20 protein-coding genes are annotated in these 21,461 nt (G+C 60.0%); 10 read left to right on the plus strand and 10 right to left on the minus strand.

The annotated features are described in order from the left end of the window. Positions 1-5 precede the first annotated feature (5 nt). From EQV90_RS14985 to EQV90_RS15005, 5 genes are all read right to left on the minus strand, one after another. A complete protein-coding gene (locus tag EQV90_RS14985) occupies positions 6-983 on the minus strand; it encodes a FecR family protein (protein ID WP_240878332.1) in 978 nt (325 codons plus the stop codon). Further along, positions 980-1,492 carry a sigma-70 family RNA polymerase sigma factor gene (locus EQV90_RS14990; RefSeq protein ID WP_240878333.1) on the minus strand — a complete coding sequence of 171 codons (513 nt, stop codon included), beginning with the start codon at positions 1,490-1,492 and terminating at the stop codon, positions 980-982. Before EQV90_RS14990 ends, EQV90_RS14985 begins: the two co-directional genes overlap by 4 nt. 167 nt (positions 1,493-1,659) lie before the next feature. Continuing rightward, positions 1,660-2,406, minus strand: coding sequence for an SDR family oxidoreductase (locus tag EQV90_RS14995; RefSeq protein ID WP_003446200.1), 747 nt, complete (start codon positions 2,404-2,406; stop codon positions 1,660-1,662). Between the two features lie 86 nt (positions 2,407-2,492). Then, positions 2,493-4,568, minus strand: coding sequence for a bifunctional diguanylate cyclase/phosphodiesterase (locus EQV90_RS15000; RefSeq protein ID WP_003446202.1), 2,076 nt, complete (start codon positions 4,566-4,568; stop codon positions 2,493-2,495). Positions 4,569-4,685: 117 nt separating this feature from the next. Next, positions 4,686-5,579, minus strand: coding sequence for a LysR family transcriptional regulator (locus EQV90_RS15005; protein WP_003446211.1), 894 nt, complete (start codon positions 5,577-5,579; stop codon positions 4,686-4,688). Between the two features lie 163 nt (positions 5,580-5,742). Here EQV90_RS15005 and EQV90_RS15010 point away from each other — a divergent pair, with 163 nt between their 5' ends. From EQV90_RS15010 to EQV90_RS15035, 6 genes are all read left to right on the plus strand, one after another. Further along, a complete protein-coding gene (locus EQV90_RS15010; RefSeq protein ID WP_003446212.1) occupies positions 5,743-7,284 on the plus strand; it encodes an MFS transporter in 1,542 nt (513 codons plus the stop codon). Between the two features lie 157 nt (positions 7,285-7,441). Continuing rightward, complete coding sequence (locus tag EQV90_RS15015) at positions 7,442-8,125, plus strand: response regulator transcription factor (protein WP_240878334.1); 684 nt, start codon at positions 7,442-7,444, stop codon at positions 8,123-8,125. Then, positions 8,103-9,491: a HAMP domain-containing sensor histidine kinase gene (locus tag EQV90_RS15020; RefSeq protein WP_240878335.1), complete on the plus strand. Its 1,389-nt coding sequence runs from the start codon at positions 8,103-8,105 to the stop codon at positions 9,489-9,491. The genes EQV90_RS15015 and EQV90_RS15020 overlap by 23 nt, the downstream gene beginning before the upstream one ends. 210 nt (positions 9,492-9,701) lie before the next feature. Further along, the gene (locus EQV90_RS15025; protein ID WP_003446218.1) at positions 9,702-10,508 is read left to right on the plus strand and encodes an ABC transporter substrate-binding protein; all 807 of its coding nucleotides are present in this window, start codon (positions 9,702-9,704) and stop codon (positions 10,506-10,508) included. A 75-nt stretch (positions 10,509-10,583) separates the two neighbouring features. After that, positions 10,584-11,312: an amino acid ABC transporter permease gene (locus EQV90_RS15030; RefSeq protein ID WP_010656929.1), complete on the plus strand. Its 729-nt coding sequence runs from the start codon at positions 10,584-10,586 to the stop codon at positions 11,310-11,312. A gap of 3 nt (positions 11,313-11,315) precedes the next feature. Further along, positions 11,316-11,999, plus strand: coding sequence for an amino acid ABC transporter permease (locus EQV90_RS15035; RefSeq protein WP_240878336.1), 684 nt, complete (start codon positions 11,316-11,318; stop codon positions 11,997-11,999). Between the two features lie 95 nt (positions 12,000-12,094). On the opposite strand, the gene EQV90_RS15040 is transcribed toward EQV90_RS15035, so the two are convergent. The 4 genes from EQV90_RS15040 to EQV90_RS15055 form a co-directional block, all read right to left on the minus strand. After that, positions 12,095-12,430, minus strand: coding sequence for a DUF3325 domain-containing protein (locus EQV90_RS15040; protein ID WP_003446223.1), 336 nt, complete (start codon positions 12,428-12,430; stop codon positions 12,095-12,097). Between the two features lies 1 nt (position 12,431). Next, positions 12,432-13,970: a PepSY domain-containing protein gene (locus EQV90_RS15045; protein ID WP_003446224.1), complete on the minus strand. Its 1,539-nt coding sequence runs from the start codon at positions 13,968-13,970 to the stop codon at positions 12,432-12,434. Further along, on the minus strand, positions 13,967-14,257 hold the full coding sequence (locus tag EQV90_RS15050) for a hypothetical protein (RefSeq protein WP_003446231.1): 291 nt from the start codon (positions 14,255-14,257) through the stop codon (positions 13,967-13,969). The genes EQV90_RS15045 and EQV90_RS15050 overlap by 4 nt, the downstream gene beginning before the upstream one ends. A 119-nt stretch (positions 14,258-14,376) precedes the next feature. Beyond that, entirely contained in the window at positions 14,377-16,635 is a 2,259-nt protein-coding gene (locus tag EQV90_RS15055) for a FepA family TonB-dependent siderophore receptor (RefSeq protein WP_003446233.1), read from the minus strand. 348 nt (positions 16,636-16,983) lie between these two features. On the opposite strand from EQV90_RS15055, the gene EQV90_RS15060 reads away from it, so the two are divergent. From EQV90_RS15060 to EQV90_RS15075, 4 genes are all read left to right on the plus strand, one after another. Then, on the plus strand, positions 16,984-17,325 hold the full coding sequence (locus tag EQV90_RS15060; RefSeq protein WP_003446235.1) for an FKBP-type peptidyl-prolyl cis-trans isomerase: 342 nt from the start codon (positions 16,984-16,986) through the stop codon (positions 17,323-17,325). Between the two features lie 40 nt (positions 17,326-17,365). Next, positions 17,366-18,472, plus strand: a complete 1,107-nt coding sequence (locus EQV90_RS15065) for a DUF1615 domain-containing protein (protein WP_160627856.1) — start codon at positions 17,366-17,368, stop codon at positions 18,470-18,472. Between the two features lie 125 nt (positions 18,473-18,597). After that, entirely contained in the window at positions 18,598-18,999 is a 402-nt protein-coding gene (locus EQV90_RS15070) for an MbcA/ParS/Xre antitoxin family protein (protein WP_003446239.1), read from the plus strand. Beyond that, positions 18,999-19,673 carry an RES family NAD+ phosphorylase gene (locus EQV90_RS15075; RefSeq protein WP_003446243.1) on the plus strand — a complete coding sequence of 225 codons (675 nt, stop codon included), beginning with the start codon at positions 18,999-19,001 and terminating at the stop codon, positions 19,671-19,673. The genes EQV90_RS15070 and EQV90_RS15075 overlap by 1 nt, the downstream gene beginning before the upstream one ends. 34 nt (positions 19,674-19,707) lie before the next feature. Here the strand turns inward: EQV90_RS15075 and EQV90_RS15080 are convergent, their stop codons facing one another. Then, positions 19,708-20,310 (minus strand): hypothetical protein, encoded by a 603-nt coding sequence (locus EQV90_RS15080; RefSeq protein WP_003446245.1) that lies wholly within the window; start codon positions 20,308-20,310, stop codon positions 19,708-19,710. Positions 20,311-21,461 lie beyond the last annotated feature (1,151 nt).

The following is a 21,461-nucleotide window of genomic DNA, read 5'->3' on the forward strand; positions in this document are numbered from 1 at the left end:
AATTTTTACCCGCGCACATCAATCAGGGTCAACCAGGGCCCATAGCGCGTGACCTTGATCGGCAAGGTTTGCGCCAGAGTGCTCAAGGTCTGCGGTGTGTCGTCCAACGAGAAAACCCCGAACACCCGGACCCTGGCGGCTTCGGGACTGATACGCAGAACCCCGGCCTGATAAGGCCGCAGCGCCTCTACCAGAGTCGACAACGGCTCGTCATGCAACTCGACCCGGCCTTCGAGCCAATCGGCCTGACTGCGTGCGGTCGAGGTTTGCGGGTCAATCTGGCTGGCGCTGAACGACACCGCCTGACCGGCATTGATGCGTCGCTGCAGACCATTGAGCGTATCCAGCTGCACACTGTGCTGCTGCACACTGGCCAGGCTTTCGTCCGGCCCCTGGCGCACCATGAACCGCGTGCCCAGGGCCTGGACCTGGCCTTGGGCGGTCGCAACCACAAAGGGCCGCAGCGGGTCGGCGGCAACATCGACCTGCAACTCGCCTGCGCGTAATTGCACCCGCCGCTGCCCGGCGCTGAACTGGATATCCACGGCGCTGCGGGCGTTGAGTGTCAGGCGGCTGCCATCCGCCAGCTGTATGGTTTTACGCTCGCCGGTGGCGGTATGTTGATCGGCCATCAAGCCCCTCAGCGGGGTGACCCGGTCGACCACACTCGCGGCGCCCAACCCCAGCAGTAACAGCAACAGGCCGCCTTGCAGGGCTTTTTTGCCTGTGACCGTTGAACTGGCCAGCAGCGCCTTGCTCGCGGCATGCAACTGCCCGGGGTTACGCCGTTCAACAGACTGCAAATCCGCCAGCGGGTTTTTCAACACCCCGGCCACCCGCTGCCAGGCAGCCATATGCTCGGGTTTTTCCGCCAGCCAGGCTTTGAACACCTGACGTTCCGAAGGGCAGGCCTGCCCGGACTCAAGCCGCAGCATCCAGTCCACGGCGGCACGGGTGGCGGGATCAACTCTGACCTGGCTCATGGGCACTCCCGGGTTTGCGCCAGGCAATGGAAAAAGGCCCGGCGCAAATCGCGCTCAACGGTGGCCAGTGAAACACCCAGCAGAGTGGCGATGGCCTGCTGCGGCATGGCTTCGATGCGATTGAGCAAAAACGCCCGCCGCACCCGCGACGGCAAGCCTTCCAGCGCCTGATCAATCGCTTCGATTGCCTCGCGTACCAGCGCAATGTCTTCGGCTGAAGGGGCATAGTTCTGGGGCAGGTCTGCAAGCTGCTCCAGATAGGATTGCTCCAGCTTGCGTCGACGCCATAGCGAGCACAGCAGCCGCCGGGCAACGGTACTCAGATAGGCTCTGGGCTGTTCAATGCGCTCGAGTTGCTGCGCATCGAAAGCCCGCACGAAGGTGTCCTGAGTCAGATCGGCAGCATCCTGCGGGCAGCGCACCTGTCGCGACAGCCAGCCGCGCAGCCACGCATGATTGTCGTGATAAAGACTCGCCAGCAGGGCTTTGGGATCCACAGGACTAGACACGATAGATAACCAGACTCAAATAGCAATAAGTCGCATTATCGATAGATCCCAGGGAAAAGCAACATGCATATCCAGGTAATACCGCCAGCCTTGCCAGCGATGCCATCGCGGGCAAGCCCGGCGCCCACAAAGGCCGGGCCTGTTGTTGGGTATCTAACGGGCCTGGATCAACGCCCGCCGCACAAATCGATAAAGGTACCGGTGGCGTAGGAAGCCTTGTCGCTGAGCAGCCAGATAATGGCTTCGGCGACTTCCTCGGGGCGTCCGCCACGGCCCATCGGGATGCTCGACTCCAGCTTGCTGACCCGCCCCGGGTCGCCACTCAAGGCGTGGAACTCGGTAAAGATCAGGCCCGGGCGCACCGCGTTGACCCGGATCCCCTCGCCCGCCAGTTCTTTGGACAAGCCCAGCGTAAAGGTGTCCAGTGCGCCTTTTGAAGCGGCATAGTCCACGTACTCATTGGGCGAGCCCAGGCGTGCAGCCCCCGACGACACGTTGACGATATTGCCGCCCTGGCCGCCGTAACGCGGAGACATGCGCAGTACCGCATACCTGGAACACAGGATCGGCCCCAGCACATTGGTTCTCAGGGTGTGCAAAATACGCGATTCGGACATTTCGTCGACCCGGGACTTGAGGCCCACGGTGCCGGCATTGTTGACCAGCGCGGTGATCGGCCCGAGCTCTTCGTCAACCCGGGTAAACAGGCTGATGATCTCTTCTTCATTGCTGACATCGGCTTGCACCGCAATCGCCTTTGCCCCCAGCGCATGCACCCGGGCCAGCACTTCATGGGCGGCGGCGGCATCCGTCAGGTAGTTGATGCAAATCCGGTAGCCCTGCTGTGCTGCCAGGATCGCAGTTGCAGCGCCAATGCCGCGACTGCCGCCGGTGATCAAGATGACTTTGTCCATAAAAACGCTCTCCAGTTCGACGGTGCAAATGTGACCGGCAGAATAACCGCGAAAGCTTTGGTTTGTCAGGACGCTGGCGATTGGCCTTAACGCGACAGTTCGGCGCGATGGATATCCAGCATGAATTGCTCGGCCGGTAGCGGTTGCCCCAGCAGAAAACCTTGCAGGGCATCACAGCCCAGAGTGGTCAGGAAGCTTTGCTGGGTGTCGGTTTCAACCCCTTCAGCCACAATCCGCAACCCCAGTGCCTGGCCCAGAGCCACAATCGCCGAGACAATCGCGGCATCGTCGCTGTCATGTTCAAGGTCGCGGACAAACCCGCGGTCGATTTTCAGTTCATTGGCCGGCAGGCGCTTGAGATACATCAGGCTCGAATAGCCGGTGCCGAAGTCATCGATGGACAAATCCACCCCCATCTGCGACAGCTTTTGCAGCACGGTCATACTCGCATCCGCATCGCTCATGGCCGTGGTTTCGGTGATTTCCAGGGTCAGGCTGTTGGCCGGCAACCCGTGCTGCTCCAGCGACGCAACCACACTGTCGACCAGCCCCGAATAGCAAAACTGCAACGCCGACAGATTGACTGCAATGCGCCAGTGGCTATACCCCTGATCGAACCACATACGCATCTGGCGGCAGGCTTCATTGAGCACCCACTCGCCGATGGGAATGATCAACCCGGTTTTTTCCGCCAGTTCGATAAAGTGCTCGGGCAGCAACAGCCCCTGCTGCGGATGCTCCCAGCGCAACAAGGCTTCGGCCCCCACCGGCTGGCCGCTGGTGGCGTCAAACTTGGGCTGGTAGTGCAAGCGGAACTGGTTTTGCTCCACCGCCTGGCGCAAGTCCTGGAGCAGTTGCAGTTGTTTGCGTGCATTGGTGTTCATCGAGACATCGAAGAAGCTGTAACCGTTTTTGCCGGCGCCCTTGGCGTGGTACATCGCCGCGTCGGCGTTCATCAGCAGCTCTTCGGCGGTCTGCCCGTTGCCTGGATACAGGGCAATGCCGACACTCGCGGAGATCTGCAAATCATGCTCATCAACCCGGAACCCCTTTGACAGCAGGCTGACCTGCCGCGCGGCGACCTGGGGCGCATCGTCCGGTTCGCTCAAGCGCACCAGCAACACAAATTCATCGCCACCGATGCGCGCCAGGGTGTCCTGGCTGCGCAACTGTTCACGCAAGCGCAACGCCACTTCGCGCAGCAAACGGTCACCCAAGTGGTGACCAAAAGCATCGTTAACCGGTTTGAAGCCGTCCAGATCGATAAACATCAACGAGAAGCACCCGCCCTGCTCCGCCACTTTGGCCATGGCCTGGCTGATGCGGTCGGCCAGCAGGGTGCGATTGGGCAGGCCGGTCAGGGTGTCATGCAGGGCCAGTTGGGTCAGTTCTTCATTGGCCAGGGTCAGGGAGTTCGCCAGGGCCGCAGTACTTGCATCCAGCCGGGCGTCAAAAACTGAAGTCAACAAGGCAATGACCAACACCGCCAGGCTGGTCACCAGCACCAGATTATCCAGGCCCTTGCCACTCAAACCGTCCACGGCCGCGCCGCAAAAACTGCCGACCGGGAAATTCGCCGCAGCCATGCCGGTGTAGTGCATACCGACAATTGCCACGCCCATGATGATCGAAGCCCCGGCCCGCACCAGATGCACATAGGGGGTGTGCTTGCGCAGGCGGAACGCTATGGACAAGGCAGCGGCCGAGGCCCCTACCGCAATCACCAGGGACAGTCCCACCAGCGCCGGGTCGTAATCGATTCCCGGCTGCATGCGCAACGCCGCCATACCGCTGTAGTGCATGGCGCTGATGCCTGCTCCCATGACCAATGCGCCGAACAATAATTGCAGGGCCGGCAAGCGCGGCTGGCTGACCAGCCACAAGGCGAAACCTGACGACAGAATGGCCACCAGCAACGACCACACCGTCAGCCCCAGGTCATAACCCAGCTCCAGCGGCAACTGCAGGGCGAGCATCCCGATAAAATGCATCGACCACACGCCAAAGCCCATTGCCAGCGCCCCGCCGCTCATCCACAGATACACGGTTCGGCCACGGGCCGTGGCGATTCGTCCGGCCAGATCCAGGGCGGTATACGACGCGAGTATTGCGACGCACAGGGAAATAAAAACCAGCGAAGGGGAGTAACTAGCAGAAACCATGGGCTTTCTCGTAAGCAGGTGCCGAACAGCATCCATGCCTGGTAAAAAGTGCGCGATTGTACTGGGTCTACAGGCAAACGCACCTATACCAAGCAGATATTCAGAAAGACCGGGTTGTTAGTTGGCAGCCGGCGTGAAGGTACGAAAATCATGTTTCACTTTGGCGATATAACGGGCCACCACCGGGGACTTTTCAAACCGGCGGTGAATCAGGGACAACCATGATGTTGCCGCGCAGCCCTCGATCGGCCGGTAAATCACATTGGGCAAACTGATATGCCCGACCACCGACTCCGGCACCACCGCCACCCCTTGCCCCAGCGACACCAGAGCAATCACCGCCACCAGGCCACCGGGCTGGGCGCCGAGCCTGGGGGCGTAGCCACCCTGGGCCGCAACCTGCAAAGTGCCGCTGATTTGTTCGGGCAGGATAAAGGTCTCGTTTTGCAGGTGTTGCGCGCTGATGCCTTTAAGACGCGTGAGCCATGAATCATCCGTCAGGGCCAGTACAAAACCCTCGGCATTCAGGCCAATCGCCTCCAGCTCCGGGGGCAAGGCCATGGGTGAACGCACGTAACCCAGGTCGAAGCGGCCTTCCACCACACTCAGCGGCAGGTCGGCCATCGGCGCTTCTTGCACATTGAGACTGACTTCGCTGCAGTCCCGGGAAAAAGCCTGCACCTGGCGTTGCAACACGCCGGAGTAAACCGCCGACGCAACGTAGCCCAATTCGATATGCCCCACTTCACCGCGCCCTGCCCGCCGGGCATTGCGCTGCGCCAGTTCGAACTGGCGCACTGTGGCGTCAGCCTCGGGCAGCAAGGCCTGGCCTGCTTCGGTCAGGCTGACCTGACGTTGCTGGCGAATAAACAGACGCACCCCCAGTGCATGCTCGAGGTCCTGGATTTGCCGGCTTAGGGTAGGCGGCGCAATCCCCAGCACTTGCGCGGCGCGGGTGAAGTTGCGCTGTCGGGCGACAGCCAGAAAATAGCGGAAATGACGTATGTCCATACCAGCATTAGCTCAAAGGTAATGAAGTCAGGGTTAGCAGCTAACAGACTCTGCCATGCAGCGCGATAGTCTGTGGCCACCCCACACTAGAGAGAAGGGAACCTGCCCGTCAAACCAATTACCTGCAAAGCAATGTTGAGACCCATAATCCAGGAACTGCGCCATGAAAACTGTCAGCCCACGCCTGACCCTGCTGACTGCCAGCGGGGTGTGTTCGTTAATCGTGCTCGATACCAATATCGTCGCGGTCACCCTGCCCAGCATCGCCCGCGACCTTGGGGCCAACTTTGTCGATATCGAATGGGTGGTCAGCGCCTACATGTTGGCGTTTGCGGCCCTGCTGCTGCCTGCCGGGAGCATTGCCGACCGCTTTGGCCGCAAGAAAACCCTGCTCTGGGGTTTAAGCATTTTCATCCTTGCCTCCATCGGTTGCGGCGCTGCCCCCAACAGCCTGTTGCTGGAGATCGCCAGGGCCGTCAAAGGGGTCGGCGCGGCTCTGTTGCTGACTTCAGCATTGGCCTCCATTGGCCACGCCTTTCATGACGAGGTCGAACGTGCCAAGGCCTGGGCGTTCTGGGGGGCGTGCATGGGCGTGGCGATGACGGCTGCACCGACCCTTGGCGGCCTGATCACCGAATCCCTGGGTTGGCGCTGGATTTTCTACCTCAACCTGCCCGTGGGCTTGCTGCTGATGCTGCTGGTCAGGCATGCCATTGCCGAGTCCCGGGATCCCCAGGCAGCCCGTCTCGACCCCTGGGGCAGCCTAGCCTTCAGCGCCAGTCTGCTGTGCCTGATCTGGGGCCTGATCGAAGCCAACCGCATTGGCTGGGACAGCCCGATGACCTATGCCCGCCTGAGTGCCGGAGCGTTATTGCTGGGCTTGTTCGTATGGGTCGAGGCGGTGCAACGGCGGCCCATGATTGACTTGCAACTGTTCCGTCACCCGCGCTTTATCGGTGCCCTGCTCGGGATGTTTGCCTACGCCGGTTGCGCACAAGTGATGATGACGCTGCTGCCGTTTTACCTGCAAAACGGCTTGGGCTTCAGCGCCGTCGCGTCGGGCCTGGGCATGTTGCCGTTTGCCCTGGCCATGCTGATCTGCCCGCGTATTGGTGCCCGCCTGGCCTCGCACGTCAGCCCGGCCAGCCTGATGGCGGCAGGCCTGACCCTGGTTGGCTGTGGCAACCTGCTCAGTGCCTGGGCGGTGGACCATGGTGGCTACTTGAGCTTTGCCCTGACCACTGCAGTGACCGGTGCCGGAGCCGGCTTGCTCAATGGAGACACACAGAAAAACATCATGGCCTGCGTACCCCGGGACCGGGTGGGCATGGCGTCCGGCATGAGTACCACCATGCGCTTCAGCGCCATCGTGCTGGCCATCGGTGTATTCGGTGCCTTGCTTGGCAGTCACACCGAGCAAAACCTGCAGGCCAGCCTCAGGCAGCAAGCGCGGCCGTGGCTTGAACAGAGCCACTTTATTGCCACAAGGGTGGTGGCGGGAGACATGCCGGGAGCCCTGAGCCAACTGCCAGAGGCAGCCCGCACACGCATTGAACCGCTGGCAACCCGGGCTTTTGTTTCCGGCTTCGGGGTGGTGCTGTGGGTGGCCGGGATCCTGGCCTTGCTGGGCGCACTGCTGGTGGGGACGCTGATGCGCAAACCGATACCGCAGATGGCAACCGCGCGGCCGGCCCTGCAGGAATGACCCGGTCTGCAGGCGCGAGCTTTTTCAAGATCAAAAGATCGCGGGCATGCTCGCCCCTGCGGGGCTAACCTTTCGAACATGAAGAAATATTCAGAAACGTTTCAGCTTTTTGTGGGCAAAATGTGCTCACTGCACAAAAGGCCCATCAGGTGACGGTATGACCCGGATTTTGACCATCGAAGACGATGCCGTAACGGCAAAAGAGATCGTGGCTGAGTTGAGCAGCCACGGCCTGGAAGTAGACTGGGTAGCCAATGGCCGCGAAGGTCTGGTGCGCGCCGTGAGCGGCGACTACGACCTGATCACCCTCGACCGCATGCTGCCCGAGCTCGACGGGCTGGCGATTGTCACCACCCTGCGCACCATTGGCGTCAGCACCCCGATCCTGATGATCAGCGCCCTCTCCGACGTCGACGAGCGGGTTCGCGGCCTGCGCGCAGGTGGCGATGACTACATCACCAAACCCTTTGCCAGTGACGAAATGGCCGCCAGGGTTGAAGTCTTGCTGCGCCGCAAAAGCCCGGCCGACAAACACGAAACCTCGCTGCGGGTCGCCGACCTAGAACTCAACCTGATCACCCGCGAAGCCAGCCGCGCCGAGCAACAACTGAGCCTGCTGCCCACCGAATACAAGCTGCTGGAATTCCTGATGCGCAACACCGGGCAAATCCTCTCGCGCATGATGATCTTCGAGGAAGTCTGGGGTTATCACTTCGACCCGGGCACCAACCTGATCGACGTCCATATCGGGCGCCTGCGCAAAAAAATCGACCCCCAGGGCCAGGTGCCTCTTATCCGCACCGTTCGAGGCTCGGGTTATGTCATTGCCGAACCCCTCTAAGGGCTGGCGTTCTTCCAGTAGCCGTCTGATGGCGCTGTACAGTTTTCTGTTCGTGGCCTGGAGCTGCATCCTCATGGGGGTGCTCTACTACGAGGTTTCGGATTACCTGGGCAACCTGGCCAAACACTCGTTGATGCAGCGCCAGCACCTGTTTGCCCGTTTTCAGGGCGAACAACTGGACGAAGCGCTCGCCACCAGCATGACGTTCGATATGCGTGCAGTTGATGCTTATGGACTGTTCAATGCGCAGCACCAGCCCCTCAGCGGTCCGATACAAAGCATCCCCGAAGGTCTGCCACTGGATGGTCGGATCCATGAACTGAGTACCTGCATCGACTCCGATGATCCGAACCTGCCGCAAGACAGCTGTGATGCCGTAGCCACGCAGACCCGCGACGGCCGCTGGCTGATACTGGTGCGCGATAACGGTTCGCTGTTTGCCGTGACCCGGATCATTTTGCATGCCCTGCTCTGGGGGCTGTCGCTGACCATCATTCCGGGCATTGCCGGCTGGCACTTGTTGCGCCGACGTCCGCTGCAACGCATCAGGGCGATTCAGGCCAGCGCCGAAGCGATTGTCGCCGGCGATCTGACCTGCCGCTTGCCGCTGTCCAACCGCCGCGATGAGCTGGACATGCTGGCCGCCATTGTCAACGCCATGCTCGACCGCCTCGAGCGGCTGATGCACGAGGTCAAAGGGGTATGCGACAACATCGCCCACGACCTGCGCACCCCGCTCACCCGTTTGCGGGCGCAGCTGTACCGGATCCGGCAGCAAGCCGTCGAAGGCTCTGCCCAGGCCTTGCAAATGGATGAAGTGATTGGCGAAACCGACACCCTGATGGCGCGTTTTCGCGGGTTGTTGCGCATCTCCGAACTGGAAGACCACCAGCGTCGTTCGGGCTTTGTGCAACTCGACCCGCGGCCTTTACTCCAGGAGGTGTACGACTTTTACCTGCCCCTGGCGGAGGAAGGCCAGGTCACCCTGACCCTGGATATGCCCGAAACCCTGCCCGGGCTGACGGGCGACCGGGCGTTGCTGTTTGAGGCGCTGGCCAATCTGTTGAGTAACTCGATCAAATTCACCCCGCCCGGCGGTGAAGTGATCCTGCGGGCGGTGAACGATGAAGGCAGTCCGCGCATCGAAGTGCTCGATACCGGGCCCGGCATACCGCAAGCGGAACGGGTGGCGGTGTTCCAGCGTTTTTACCGCAGCGATGACAAACACGGCGGGTTTGGACTGGGTCTGTCCATCGTCGCGGCCATCGTCAACCTGCACGGTTTCAGCCTCGATGTCGGCGACCGCGAGGGCGGCGGTGCGAAACTGACGCTGCACTGCCGGCAAAGCCTGATCAAAGTGGGCTGAGCCACCACCCACCACCCCCTGTAGGAGCGAGCTTGCCTCGCGAGCTTTTAGCGTTGTATTGCGGATCGCAAAAAGCTCGCGAGGCAAGCTCGCTCCTACAAGGGCGCATATACCCCAAGAGAATAACCAAATAGTTTTATATTCTTTTTTAAACTCTAAATTTCCTGCAAGACTCTCGTCATAAGCATTCCAACTCATGATGAGAACGAAATGAAAAAACTCACTGCCCTCACCGCTCTGACCCTGGCTGTTTTGTCGGGGCTGGCCCACGCCGATCGTCTGGATGACATCAAAAAGTCTGGCGTGCTGCGCGTAGCTTCCTTTGACAGCAACCCGCCATTTGGTTTTGTCGATGCCAAAAGCAAGCAGATCGAAGGCCTGGACGTGGACTACGCCAAGGCCATCGCCGACAAACTCGGGGTAAAACTGCAGTTACAGCCAACCAACCCGGCCAACCGCGTACCGCTGCTGGTCGCCAACAAGGTCGACCTGGTACTGGCCAACTTCACCATTACCCCGGAGCGCGCCGAACAGGTGAACTTCAGCATTCCCTACTTCGCCTCAGGCCAGCAGTTCATCGTCAAGAAAGGCACGCTCACATCCCCGCAGGAGCTGAACCAGTGGCGCGTGGGCGTGGACAAGGGCACGGTCAACGAAGGTGTACTGCGCGAGAAATTCCCCGGCGCCAAGGTGGTGGCCTATGACGATACGCCGTTTGCCTTCACTGCCCTGCGCAACGGCAACGTGCAGGCCATTACCCAGGACGGTCCGAAGCTGATCGGGCTGCTGGCCAATGTGCCGGACAAAGACAAGTACGAAGTGCCGCCGTTCACCATATCCAATGACTTGATCGGTGTCGGTATTCCAAAAGGTGAAGAGCGCCTGACCGAAGTGGTCAACCAGACCCTTACCGACCTCGAAGCCCAGGGCAAGGCCCAGGGCATCTATGACACCTGGTTCGGTCCGACCACCAAGACTCCGCTGACCCGTCTGTACAAGATTGGCGACAAGAGCTGATCAGACTTCGCAGCACCTTCAAGCCCGTCACGGTCAACCGGACGGGTTTTGTTCGTTTCTGGATGGACCCTGTTTATGTTTGGTGAACTGCTTGGCCCGAAATACCTGCACTGGTTGTTCGATGGTTTTGTACTGACCCTGATCCTCTCGCTCCTGACCTGCCTGGTGGCCACCGGGCTGGGTTTTCTGCTGTGCCTGGCACGCATCTCGCCGTCCCGTCTGTGGTCGTGGCCGGCGCGGGCCTACCTGGCCCTGTTTCGCAATACACCGCTGCTGGTGCAGCTGTTTTTCTGGTACTTCGGGGTCACTGCGATGCTCCCCGAGGGGCTGGTGATATGGCTCAATCAGCCGCGCAGCCTGGCATTGGGCCTGTTTGACATTGAATGGCCGTCCTTTGAATTCATTGCCGGGTTCTGGGGCCTGATGCTCTACACCGCCGCCTTTATTGCAGAAGAGTTCCGCGCTGGCGTCAGCTCGGTGCGGCTCGAACAGCGGGCGGCCGGTCTGGCCCTGGGCTTAACCCCGGCCCAGGTGTGGCGCTATATCGTGTTTCCCCAGGCAGTACGCACGGCCTTGGGACCGCTGCTGGGGCAATACATGAATGCGCTGAAAAACTCTTCGCTGACCATGGCCATCGGCCTGGCCGAGCTGTCCTACGCCTCACGCCAGGTCGAGACTGAGACCTTCAAGACATTCCAGGCCTTTGGTTTCGCGACCCTGCTGTATGTGGCCAGCATTGCGCTGATCGAGGTGATCGGCCAAGGGCTGGCCCGCAGCAAGTGGTACAAACAGGGAGTGCTGTAGGCCATGGACTTTTCGGTAATTGGCGACAATCTGTCGTACTTTCTGCTCGGCGCCTACCCCGACGGCCCACTGGGCGGCGCGGCACTCACACTGCTATTGAGCCTGCTGTCGGGGCTGATCTCGGCGGTGCTGGGGCTGGTGTTGGGTATCGCCCTGGTGTTGATTGACGGCAAGGTGCGCTGGCTGCTGCTCGGTATGCTCGGGTTTTTGCGGGCGATCCCGGTGGTCATGCTGATTTTCTGGAGCTACTTCCTGCTGCCCATCCTGTTCAAGGTTGACGTGCCGGCCCTGGCCACCGTGGTGTGTGCCCTGTCGTTGATCGGCGGCGCGTATCTGGCGCATTCGGTACATGCCGGCATCAGCAGCCTGCCCCCCGGGCAATGGGCGGCGGGCAAAGCGCTGGGGCTGAGCACCTGGCAAGTCCTGCGCCTGATCATCCTGCCCCAGGCCTTGCCGATGATGCTGCCCTCGTTCCTCAACCAGTGGATCACCCTGATCAAGGACACGTCGCTGGCGTATGTAATCGGCGTGGGCGAGTTGTCGTTCGTCGCCACCCAGGTGAGCAATCGGGTGATGGTGCATCCCACAGAAATCTTCCTGTTTGTGGGGCTGCTGTACTTCGTGTTTTGCAGCAGTCTGGACCTGATTGCCAACCGCTGGGTCAAGCCCGGAGCCAAGACCCGCTAACCCTGTAGGAGCGAGCTTGCCTCGCGAGCCTTTGAGCGGCCAACGAAGAGCTCGCGAGGCAAGCTCGCTCCTACAGGGGCTCGCTCCTACCAGGGTCAGGTCAGGGTGCTGATCACTGCCCACACCGGGGCAAATCCCAGGGGTAACCACACCGCCAGCCGCGGCCGGTATGGCAGCAGCATCAGCAACCCGAAACCACTCAACGAGAGCATGCCGAACCAGCCGACAGGCCCCATGGCCCAGCCCCAGGCTTGCGCGCAAAAGTACAGGCTCAGCCCCAGGCTCAACCAGCCGGCCCCACGCAAGCCATGGCGCAATCCAGCCGGGGGCAGTTTGTGCCACAGCTGCTTGTAGTGGCGTTCAAGGCCCTGACAGAGCGCGAGCATGCCCAGGTAGGCGAATGCCCATCCAGCAAAAAAATCAGCCAGCATTTCAATTCACCTCGGCCATGACTGCAGTCTTTTTACGCGGCACCCGCTCCACCACCGGTTGCGAAACTTTCCAGCACGCCCACAACAGCATCGCCCCCAGCGCCATGGCCGTAAGTTCGACCCCCATGCGGCTGGGCAATGCCCATGGCCGGTCTACCGTCAAGACACTCAATAACGGCAAGCCCAGGCACATCAACCCGGCCAGCCCCAACTGCTCGCGCCAGGCCTGCATGCGCGGTCTGAGCAAGGCATGCACCAGACTCAAGGCCCATACCCCGAAGAACACGTTCAGCTCTGCATCTGCCCGCTCCTTGAGCCCCACCGGCAACAGGTGATTACCCCACAGCAAGCTGACGCAGGCCAGGCTCAAACCGGCCATGACCGTGACGTTGATGGCCTCCACCAGGCGATAGAACACCTGCCCGGCCCGGCTTTCACTGGCGTATTTACGTCGCCGCTTGACGGTGAACAACACCAGCCCGCTGGCGATCATGGCGCTGCTGATGAGCCCGCAAATGAAGTACAGCCAGCGCATCGGGTAGCCGCCAAACTGGGCGAAATGCAGGCCGGAAATCACCCGATGGGTAAGCACCGTCGCACGCATTTCGGTCGGCCCGGACAGTTGCTCACCGGTGACGCCATCAAAGCGCATGCCCTGGCCCTTGGTCAGGGCAATCCGGTTACCCAGAATCGGCCGGATCTGGATCTGGGCATTGCTCTGCCCGGGGTTGCTGATGTTTACCCCGCTCAATGGGCCCATTACCTCACGGGCCTTGGCCAGCAATGGCCCGATTGCCACCAGCGGCGCTGGCCCGGCCACTTGTGGGCGCTGGATCTCAAGGGCCGCTGGCGCAGAGTCCTGAGCCTTGAAAAAAGCTTCACGGTTGCCATCGAACAGCGCGTCCATGGCCGCAGGCATGTAAATCACCAGGAAAATCGCCAGTCCGCTGTAGGTGATCATCAAGTGGAACGGCAACAGCAGTACGGCGCTGGCGTTGTGGGCGTCGAGCCACGAACGCTGGCCCTTGGCCGGGCGGAAAGTGAAGAACTCCTTGAAGAATTTTTTATGAATCACGATCCCGCTGACCAGCGCCGCCAGCATGCCCATCGCCAGAGCGCCCACCAGGTAGATGCCGAGCATGCGCGGCATATGCAACGTGAAGTGGAACAGGAAGAAAAAACGACCTCCCACCGTTTCGCGCACCGGCAAGACCTCGCCGGTCACCGGATCAAGGGTCACCGAAACTCCGTCCCGGCGCCCGCCCGTGGAGGCCTGCAACTGCGCAGAACGTTCGTAGGGCAAGCTGATGCCCCACTGTTTGGCGTCGGGCTTGTGGGCGCGCAAGTAATTCAGTGCGGTGTCCACCGCCTGCTCATTGCTCAGGTGGTGGGCGGGTAATTCGGGGTGCATCCAGTTGTCGATTTCCTGATCGAACACCGCGAGGCTGCCGGTCAGGAAGATTACGAACAATAACCAGCCGACCACCAGGCCGCCCCAGGTGTGCAGCCAGGCCATGGATTGGGTCAGAGTCTGCTTCATCCCAGGCGCTCCAGCAGTTGTGGCCAGAAACCGATAGCGCCCAGAGGGACCGCCAGTACGGCGCCCATCCAGGCCGACCATTGCTGGCGGGCAGCAAACGCCCAAAGGATGGCAAAGGTGTAAATCACAAACGACAGCAGGCTGGCGACGACCATCGAGTCCACGTTATCCAGCGGCAACAGGCGCGCCAGTGCCGCAGTAAAGGCATAGGTAAAGACGTAGCCGCCGACCAGTGCCGCCAGCGTACGAGACAGGATCGGCACCCAGGCCGACGTTGTGATGTTCATGTTTTAATCCTTGATCGAACCCCGGGTTTTCACCGGCACCAGATGCGACAACGGCGCGGCACCCGCGTGGGTGTCGCGCCTGTTAATGCCTGCTCGTGCCGAACAGGCCCGGGTTGTTATCAGAACGAACTGGTCACCGAGGCGAAGTAGGCACGGCCTGCCTCGTTGTAGGTTTGTGCGCCGGCTTCGTCAGCGTTGCCCTTGCGGTACAACTGCTTGTCGAACAGGTTGTTGATGCCCACCCGCACGCTGAAGTTTTTGTTGAATTCATAGCCGCTGCTCAACCCCACCAGACCATAGGGATCAACCGGTTGCTGGACCGACTTGTCCAGTTGTTCGTTGGCCCGGTTGTTGCGCTTGGGCGCTTCCTGTTTGCCGTAGTAAGTACCGCTGACCTGGAACGACAGTGCTTCGGTGGCGTACCAGTCCAGCGTGGTGTTGAGCGTGTACTTGGGGATGATGCTCAGCGGGTCGCCGGTTTCCTTGTCCTTGCTTTCGATCATGTAGGTCAGGTTGGTGTTCCAGTCCAGATCCTCGCGCAAGTTGACGAACAGATTGCCTTCGACCCCCTGAACGATCGCCTTGCCACTGTTTTCCCATTGCAGCACGCGACGCCCGTTGGGCAGGCGGAACGCCGACTCGTTGCTGGCGTTGATCTTGTTCTGGTAGTCGTTACGGAAATAGGTCGCGCTGGTACGCCAGGTACCTTTGTCGAACGCCAAGCCGATTTCTTTGTTGATGCTGATTTCCGGCTTCAGGTCCGGGTTGCCCACCAGGTAGCAGCCACCGATGTTGGCCTCGACCACGCTGCAACCGTTACCGCGGCTGTACAGCAGGTAGTTGGGGTTGGACTGGTACAGGTTCGGGGTTTTGTAAGCCCGGGCGATACCGCCCTTGATGCTCAGCTCGTCAGTGATCTGGTGCGAGGCGTTCAGGCTCGGGCTCCAGTTGCCGCCAAACTCATTGTGGTGATCGAAACGTACGCCCGGGGTGACGATGGTTTTGGCGCCGACTTCAATGTTGTCCTCGACGTAGAACGCGTAGCTGTTGGCGGTGGTTTTGGTCTGGCTACGGTCCTGGCCGGGAATCGCAGCATCGCCGTTGGCACCCGGGTCCCAGCTTTGCGGACGCAACGAGCCCGGATCATTCAGTGACTCGTACAGGTATTCGCCACCCACCGTCAGGACCTGGGCGGTGCCCATGGTCAGCGGCAGGTTCACTTCGCCGGTGGCGCGGGTATTGCGCAGGCGCGATTCGAACCGGCCGGCGCTCTCTGAAGGAGCGCCTTCACCATAACCGGCCAGGCCTTCGTTAAGGCGCGCGTTACGGGTCAGGTCGTGGCTCAGCGAGGCGGTGGTTGAGCCCCAGTCAAACGAGCCATTGTGGGTCGCCGAAAAGGTACTGCGCTGCAGCACGCTGGTTTCTTTGCCGGTGAGGCTGTTAACGAAGTCGCCACCGCTGTTGAGCATGGTGTCACCGGCAAAAATATTGCCCTGACGGCTGTAGCTGGCTTCCAGGTCCAGGCTTTGTTCCGGAGTGAACTGCCAGCTGAGCAAGCCGTTGACGTCCTTGTTGCGCACACCTTCGCGCCCCGCTACCACGCTGTCAGGCGAGGCCTGGGCGGCCGTATTGATGCCCGGATCATCGGCATCGGTCTTGTTCACGCCGCCGTATACGCGGAACACCAGATCATCGGTGATCGGGCCGCTGAGGTTGAAGTTGGTACGCTTGCTGATGCCTTCGGAGTCGTCTTCAGGTGACAGGTAGTAGGCCGTGAGTGAGCCGCTGAGCTTATCGGACGGGCGCTTGGTAATGATGTTGACCACCCCGCCCATGGCCCCGGAACCGTAGCGGGCAGCTGCCGGGCCACGCAGGATTTCAATGCGTTCGACTTCTTCGGCCGGTACCCAGTTGGTTTCTCCCCGGGTGTCACGGTCGCCGCTCCAGCCGTAGCGCTGGGCGTTGCGCGAAGAAGACGGCTTGCCGTCAATCAGGATCAGGGTGTTCTCCGGGCCCATGCCGCGCAGGTCGATCTGGCGGTTGTTGCCGCGACTGCCGCTGGAACTGTTACCGGTGAGGTTGACCCCGGGCTCTCGGCGGATGATGTCGGAGAGGTCGTTGGCCGGAGGACGCTTTTTGATGTCCTCTGCGGTAATGATCGAGACGCCTGGCGCCTGCTTCAGCTCTTGTGCAGCGGTACCCAGTACCCGGGTTTCCTCCAGTTGCACTGCTTGCCGGGTGCCATCGACCGGCAGGTCGCTGGCTTGCACCGGGACCTCATCGCGATCACGCTCCAGCGCGTCGGCGAGCAAGGTTGGCGAAGCAAGTGCGGCGACTATAGCCAGAGAAAATTGACTGCGTTTGAATCGAGACGACATGTCCAGTTGATCCCTTAACAATGGAGTGTGCTCAGCAGGCCAAAGGCTGGGATCGCGTGTGAACGGTCCGGATGGACCCGTGCTCGATTAGCGCTCCCCGGCACTGCCAGGGTCGCAATGATAAACAATCTCATTTAAGAGTAAAGCGCATTTGATAGTGATACTCGTTAAAAAGTTCCCTTGGGCCTTTGTTTTAGAGCCTTTGGCGGACAAAAAATATTAAATCGATTGCCGGATCCGTACCCTCTACAGGGCCAACAGTGCTCATTGCAGCGCCAAGAACATCACGGGCAAGCTCGCTTGGGCAGGGTAAACTGTTGCCCCTCTTCACTTTTTGAGTCCCGCATCATGGCTGACGAACTAAAGATCAATGACCTGGTACTGGGCGATGGCAAAGCCGTGGTCAAGGGCGCCTTGATCACCACCCAGTACACTGGCTGGCTCGAAAATGGCACAGTGTTCGACTCATCGTTCGAACGCGGCAAACCGTTCCAGTGCGTGATTGGCACTGGACGGGTAATCAAAGGCTGGGACATCGGTCTGATGGGCATGCAGGTCGGCGGTACGCGTACCCTGCAGGTTCCGGCACACCTGGCCTATGGTGAAAGAAGCATGGGCGCACACATCACGCCGAACTCGAACCTCAGGTTCGAGATCCAATTGCTGGAAGTTCTGACCCGGGACGATTAAGTACCTTGCGCCGGGCCATTTTTTGAGGAGTCAAACCCTGTTGAACCGAGTCTTCCTGCAGTTTTTGCTGCTTGCTCCATTAGCCGTGCTTGCCGGTTGCAGCAGCCAGGGCACTCAATCATTACCCGACCGGTCCCCGGAGCAGGTGCGGGCCAGGGTCGTGCAGTTGCTGCCGGCCAGCATTGCCGATCGCCAGGGCTGGGCCACTGATATCCAGGCCGCCTTTGCTGCGCAGGGCCTGGCCCCCAGTGATGAAAACCTGTGTTCGGTACTGGCCGTGGCCGAGCAGGAATCCAACTTCCAGGCCGACCCGCCGGTGCCGGGGCTGGCGAAAATCGCCCGCACTGAAATCAATCGCCGCGCCAGCAAATTGCATATCCCCGAATTTGTGGTGCGCAGCGCGCTGAACATCAGCTCGGCAAATGGCAAAACCTACAACCAGCGCCTCGACGCAGCCCGGACCGAGGGTCAACTGAGCGCCATTTTTGACGACTTCATCGGCATGGTGCCGCTGGGTAAAAGCCTGTTCGGCAATCTGAACCCGGTGCATACCGGCGGCCCGATGCAGGTCAGTATCGCCTTCGCACAAAAACAGGCGCGGGATTATCCGTACCCGGTTGCAGGCTCAATCCGCCAGGAAGTCTTCACCCGCCGCGGCGGTATGTATTTCGGTATTGCCCACTTGCTGGGCTATCCGGTGGACTACACGCAATCGCTGTACCGCTTTGCCGACTTTAATGCCGGCTGGTACGCCAGCCGCAATGCAGCCTTTCAAAACGCCGTGAGCCAGCTCTCCGGCATACCTCTGGCCCTGGACGGTGACCTGACCGTTCCCGGGTCCTATGCCCTGGGTTCTACCGAGCGGGCGGCGCGCGCACTGGGCAAGCAGCTCGACCTCAGTGACAACGCCATCAGAAACCAGCTGTTAAAAGGCGACCGCCTTGAATTTGACCAGACCGACCTGTACCGCAAGGTGTTCGCCATGGCCGACCGCCAACAGGGCAAACCCCTGCCCCGCGCCGTACTCCCGGGCATTACCCTGCAAAGTCCGAAAATTACCCGCACCCTGACGACTGCCTGGTTTGCCAAACGGGTGGACGAGCGGCGCCAGCGCTGCATGAACCGGGCAAGCGCCTTGAAATCCTGAAGGGCCACGGGAGCCTTGTCGCAGCCTGCAGCAGCAAGCGCCCTAACCATTCGCTTGCGAACATAATGATTGAAAAAGTTCATATGCGGAGTAAGGTAAGTATGACCTTATCCCAGGAGAGCGCCATGGGTCTCGCCGCCAGAAACACCGAACCCGACATCACCACCGGTGATGCCGGCCGCGTCGCCCTGACCTTTTTCTTCAATCTCATGGAGCATTGGGGTTGCAGCAAAGAGCAGCAATGCACGTTGCTGGGGGCGATTGGCAACACCACCTATTTCAAATACAAAAAGCTGCCCAACGTGCGCTTGCCCCACGACACCCTGGAGCGTATTTCGTATCTCATGGGGGTGCACAAAGCGTTGCGCATCCTGTTCAGCAACCAGCCTGAGCGCGCCTACGAATGGGTGCACAAACCCAATGCCGCGGCGCCGTTCAATGGCCTCACGGCCCTGAGCTACATGCTCGGCGGTCAGGTTGTCGACCTGGCTGACGTACGCCGCTACCTCGACGGGGTGCGCGGCTGATGCCCGGGGTTTTGCCCGACTGGGACAAAGCCTGGCGCCTGATCAACAGTGCGTTCCCGCCGATCTCGGTGTTTGAAGACACTCTCGACCCGGCAGACCTCGAACTCGCCTATGCCCTGGAAGGGCTGACCAATGACCGCCTGCGCGATGAAGCCGGCCTGCTCGCCCGGGTCAGGCCTGAAGACCGGCTGTCTGGCCAGGGCTCAACCCCGGTGATGGCGGCCTTTACCCATATCGGCCGGGCCAGCCGTTTTACCGATGGCAGCTACGGGGTGTATTACTGCGCCAGCAGCCTTGAAGCGGCGATCGCCGAGACCTGCTTTCATCAGGAGCAATTCTGGCGAGCCACCCGGGAAGCCAGTATTGAAATCACCCTGCGCACCTATATCAACAAGGTGTGCCGGCCAATGCTCGACGTACGCGCAGAACCCTCCCTGCATCAGCCCTCTCCCGCCACTTACGGCATCCCCCAGGCCTTTGCCCGGCCACTACGGGAAGAAGGGGCATGGGGCTTGCTGTACAACAGCGTGCGCCTCGAAGGCCACGAATGCGTGGCCGCGTTTCGCCCGCCGGCACTGACGTTACCGGTGCAGGGGCCGCATTTTCGTTATGTGTGGGATGACAAGAAGCAGGCAATCGCCTGGGTATTGCAGGTCAGCGAGGTGGTGTTTTAAACCGCCGGGGGTGACATCCCCCCGGCGTATTCACTTACAACCCATCGCCAGGCTTGAGGGTGCGCTCGGCAACAGCTTCGGCGCTCTTTTCCTGCCATACCGGCCAGTACTCGGCACGTTTTTTCTCAACGCTGGCCTTGACCCGCTCGTACCAGGCCAGGGACTTGGGCGAGTTGGTCACCAGGTCAGTGTCTTCAACCCAGTCCTTGAAGTTTTTCGACTTCAGACTGTGGGACGCATCCGGGTCGTTGCTGACCGGCCACAGAGAGAAACGGGCTTTCCACAACCCCATACGCGGTGTTACCAGGGCGTAGTAGGTTTTGCCGGCCACCAGGTCAGCTTCCATAAAGTCAGCCGCCTCGGACACCACCATAAAGGTGTGCTTGCCCGCTGTGACCGGGTGCGCGATTTTCGTACCGTTGGCCATCACCCCAATAAATCGGGTCTTGCCATCCGTCACGTCATACAGCGACGAGGTAATCGCCTTACCGGTAAAGGCGTCGCGCATAAAGACCACTTGTGCCATGTCCGGGGCAGCGGCTGGCAGCGTCTGGTCGGCCACCGGGGTCATCGGGTTGCCGGCGCAGCCGGTCAACAACAGGGTGCCCAACAAGGCAAATACATATAACGCGCGCATCTACAGCTCCTTTGAGTCGCTATTTCCTTACCCGGCGTCTGCCAGGCCGGCGGCATTATCGGTACTCGTTGCCTTGAAGGGAACCTGTGAACTCTTCAGGCCGTCGCAACCCGGATCAACGGAGCCAGGGTTTAGGTGATCGCATTCAAATACTGCCCCGTATGCCACTGAAGCCTGCACCCACGGTCGGATTTGCTTTTTCATCCGAAACGTCCGAATAACTGAGCAGCCGCCTACTACGTCTATAGGAACCGTAGTTAATTGTGAACATAGCTATTCAAAAGACTTCCGCGTCTGGGACGAGGGGGTGGATACAGCAAAAAGCAGGTCGAGGAGCCGTTGAATAGAAAGCGCTTATCACTCGCGCTCACAAAACATCGACCCCTGCCATCTTAAACTTACCTGCGTGCAAACCAACGCTTCGACGGTGTCTTTCCGGGAACACACGCGACTTGCAGAACAGCGCCAACAAAAGCAATCCACCTGACTATAGAGTCACCCTCAAAGCAACCCTTGAAAGGCAAATACAATAAAATATAGCCATCGCGTGCCACACCAAGCTGGATGCCTCCCCACAGTACGAGAAATATAAAGAAAAACCAAAACCTTCGAGGTGTAAGATTAGCACCCGAGAGGCTTCGTGAGATTGAGTAAAAGATCAGAAAGGCGCCCAGGGATAAAAGAAAATACACGACCACTGCAAAGAATTGATGACTGGTCACGACTGCTGGCCTCCACAGACAGGGTGTTTATTGTTGTGGCGTTGGAAATAACTTCAAATGTGAGTGCCGCCTTACTTGAGTGTTCATATCCACGCACAAAATCGGCGCGTACATACCTGAACAAGCGCCATGCTTACAGACGGCCGAATAATCGCAGCGACTGGATTTAGAGGTATCCTTTAGTTGACCCATCTTTCACTCCCAACAACGGTACCCGGCGCTCCCTGCCTGACAACCTTATGGTATCGAACAGCAAAGTATTCCTGCAGATTGACGTCATTAGCCAAGAGTGCGTGACCTTTAGGAAACTCTGAAAAGGACTTCCAAATCTGGTGAAATACGCCTGTCCCACGAACTGAACGGTTGAGCCCCGATGAAGCAAATGTCTTTCGCTGATGCCGAGTACGCAGGCAAACGTAAGCAGACCCG

This window comes from Pseudomonas sp. TMW22089 (assembly GCF_022496645.1).
GTDB classification, from domain to species: Bacteria; Pseudomonadota; Gammaproteobacteria; order Pseudomonadales; family Pseudomonadaceae; genus Aquipseudomonas; species Aquipseudomonas paraversuta.

Excerpts from the sequence above, each read along its gene's own strand:
- EQV90_RS15020 (WP_240878335.1), top strand. The coding sequence starts at position 8,103 with ATGTCATTGCCGAACCCCTCTAAGGGCTGGCGTTCTTCCAGTAGCCGT.
- EQV90_RS15025 (WP_003446218.1), top strand. The coding sequence starts at position 9,702 with ATGAAAAAACTCACTGCCCTCACCGCTCTGACCCTGGCTGTTTTGTCG.
- EQV90_RS15075 (WP_003446243.1), top strand. The coding sequence starts at position 18,999 with ATGCCCGGGGTTTTGCCCGACTGGGACAAAGCCTGGCGCCTGATCAAC.
- EQV90_RS15070 (WP_003446239.1), top strand. The coding sequence starts at position 18,598 with ATGGGTCTCGCCGCCAGAAACACCGAACCCGACATCACCACCGGTGAT.
- EQV90_RS14995 (WP_003446200.1), bottom strand. The coding sequence starts at position 2,406 with ATGGACAAAGTCATCTTGATCACCGGCGGCAGTCGCGGCATTGGCGCT.
- EQV90_RS15080 (WP_003446245.1), bottom strand. The coding sequence starts at position 20,310 with ATGCGCGCGTTATATGTATTTGCCTTGTTGGGCACCCTGTTGTTGACC.
- EQV90_RS15000 (WP_003446202.1), bottom strand. The coding sequence starts at position 4,568 with ATGGTTTCTGCTAGTTACTCCCCTTCGCTGGTTTTTATTTCCCTGTGC.
- EQV90_RS15005 (WP_003446211.1), bottom strand. The coding sequence starts at position 5,579 with ATGGACATACGTCATTTCCGCTATTTTCTGGCTGTCGCCCGACAGCGC.
- EQV90_RS15045 (WP_003446224.1), bottom strand. The coding sequence starts at position 13,970 with ATGAAGCAGACTCTGACCCAATCCATGGCCTGGCTGCACACCTGGGGC.
- EQV90_RS15035 (WP_240878336.1), top strand. The coding sequence starts at position 11,316 with ATGGACTTTTCGGTAATTGGCGACAATCTGTCGTACTTTCTGCTCGGC.
- EQV90_RS15030 (WP_010656929.1), top strand. The coding sequence starts at position 10,584 with ATGTTTGGTGAACTGCTTGGCCCGAAATACCTGCACTGGTTGTTCGAT.
- EQV90_RS15015 (WP_240878334.1), top strand. The coding sequence starts at position 7,442 with ATGACCCGGATTTTGACCATCGAAGACGATGCCGTAACGGCAAAAGAG.
- EQV90_RS15060 (WP_003446235.1), top strand. The coding sequence starts at position 16,984 with ATGGCTGACGAACTAAAGATCAATGACCTGGTACTGGGCGATGGCAAA.
- EQV90_RS15055 (WP_003446233.1), bottom strand. The coding sequence starts at position 16,635 with ATGTCGTCTCGATTCAAACGCAGTCAATTTTCTCTGGCTATAGTCGCC.
- EQV90_RS15040 (WP_003446223.1), bottom strand. The coding sequence starts at position 12,430 with ATGCTGGCTGATTTTTTTGCTGGATGGGCATTCGCCTACCTGGGCATG.
- EQV90_RS14985 (WP_240878332.1), bottom strand. The coding sequence starts at position 983 with ATGAGCCAGGTCAGAGTTGATCCCGCCACCCGTGCCGCCGTGGACTGG.
- EQV90_RS15010 (WP_003446212.1), top strand. The coding sequence starts at position 5,743 with ATGAAAACTGTCAGCCCACGCCTGACCCTGCTGACTGCCAGCGGGGTG.
- EQV90_RS15050 (WP_003446231.1), bottom strand. The coding sequence starts at position 14,257 with ATGAACATCACAACGTCGGCCTGGGTGCCGATCCTGTCTCGTACGCTG.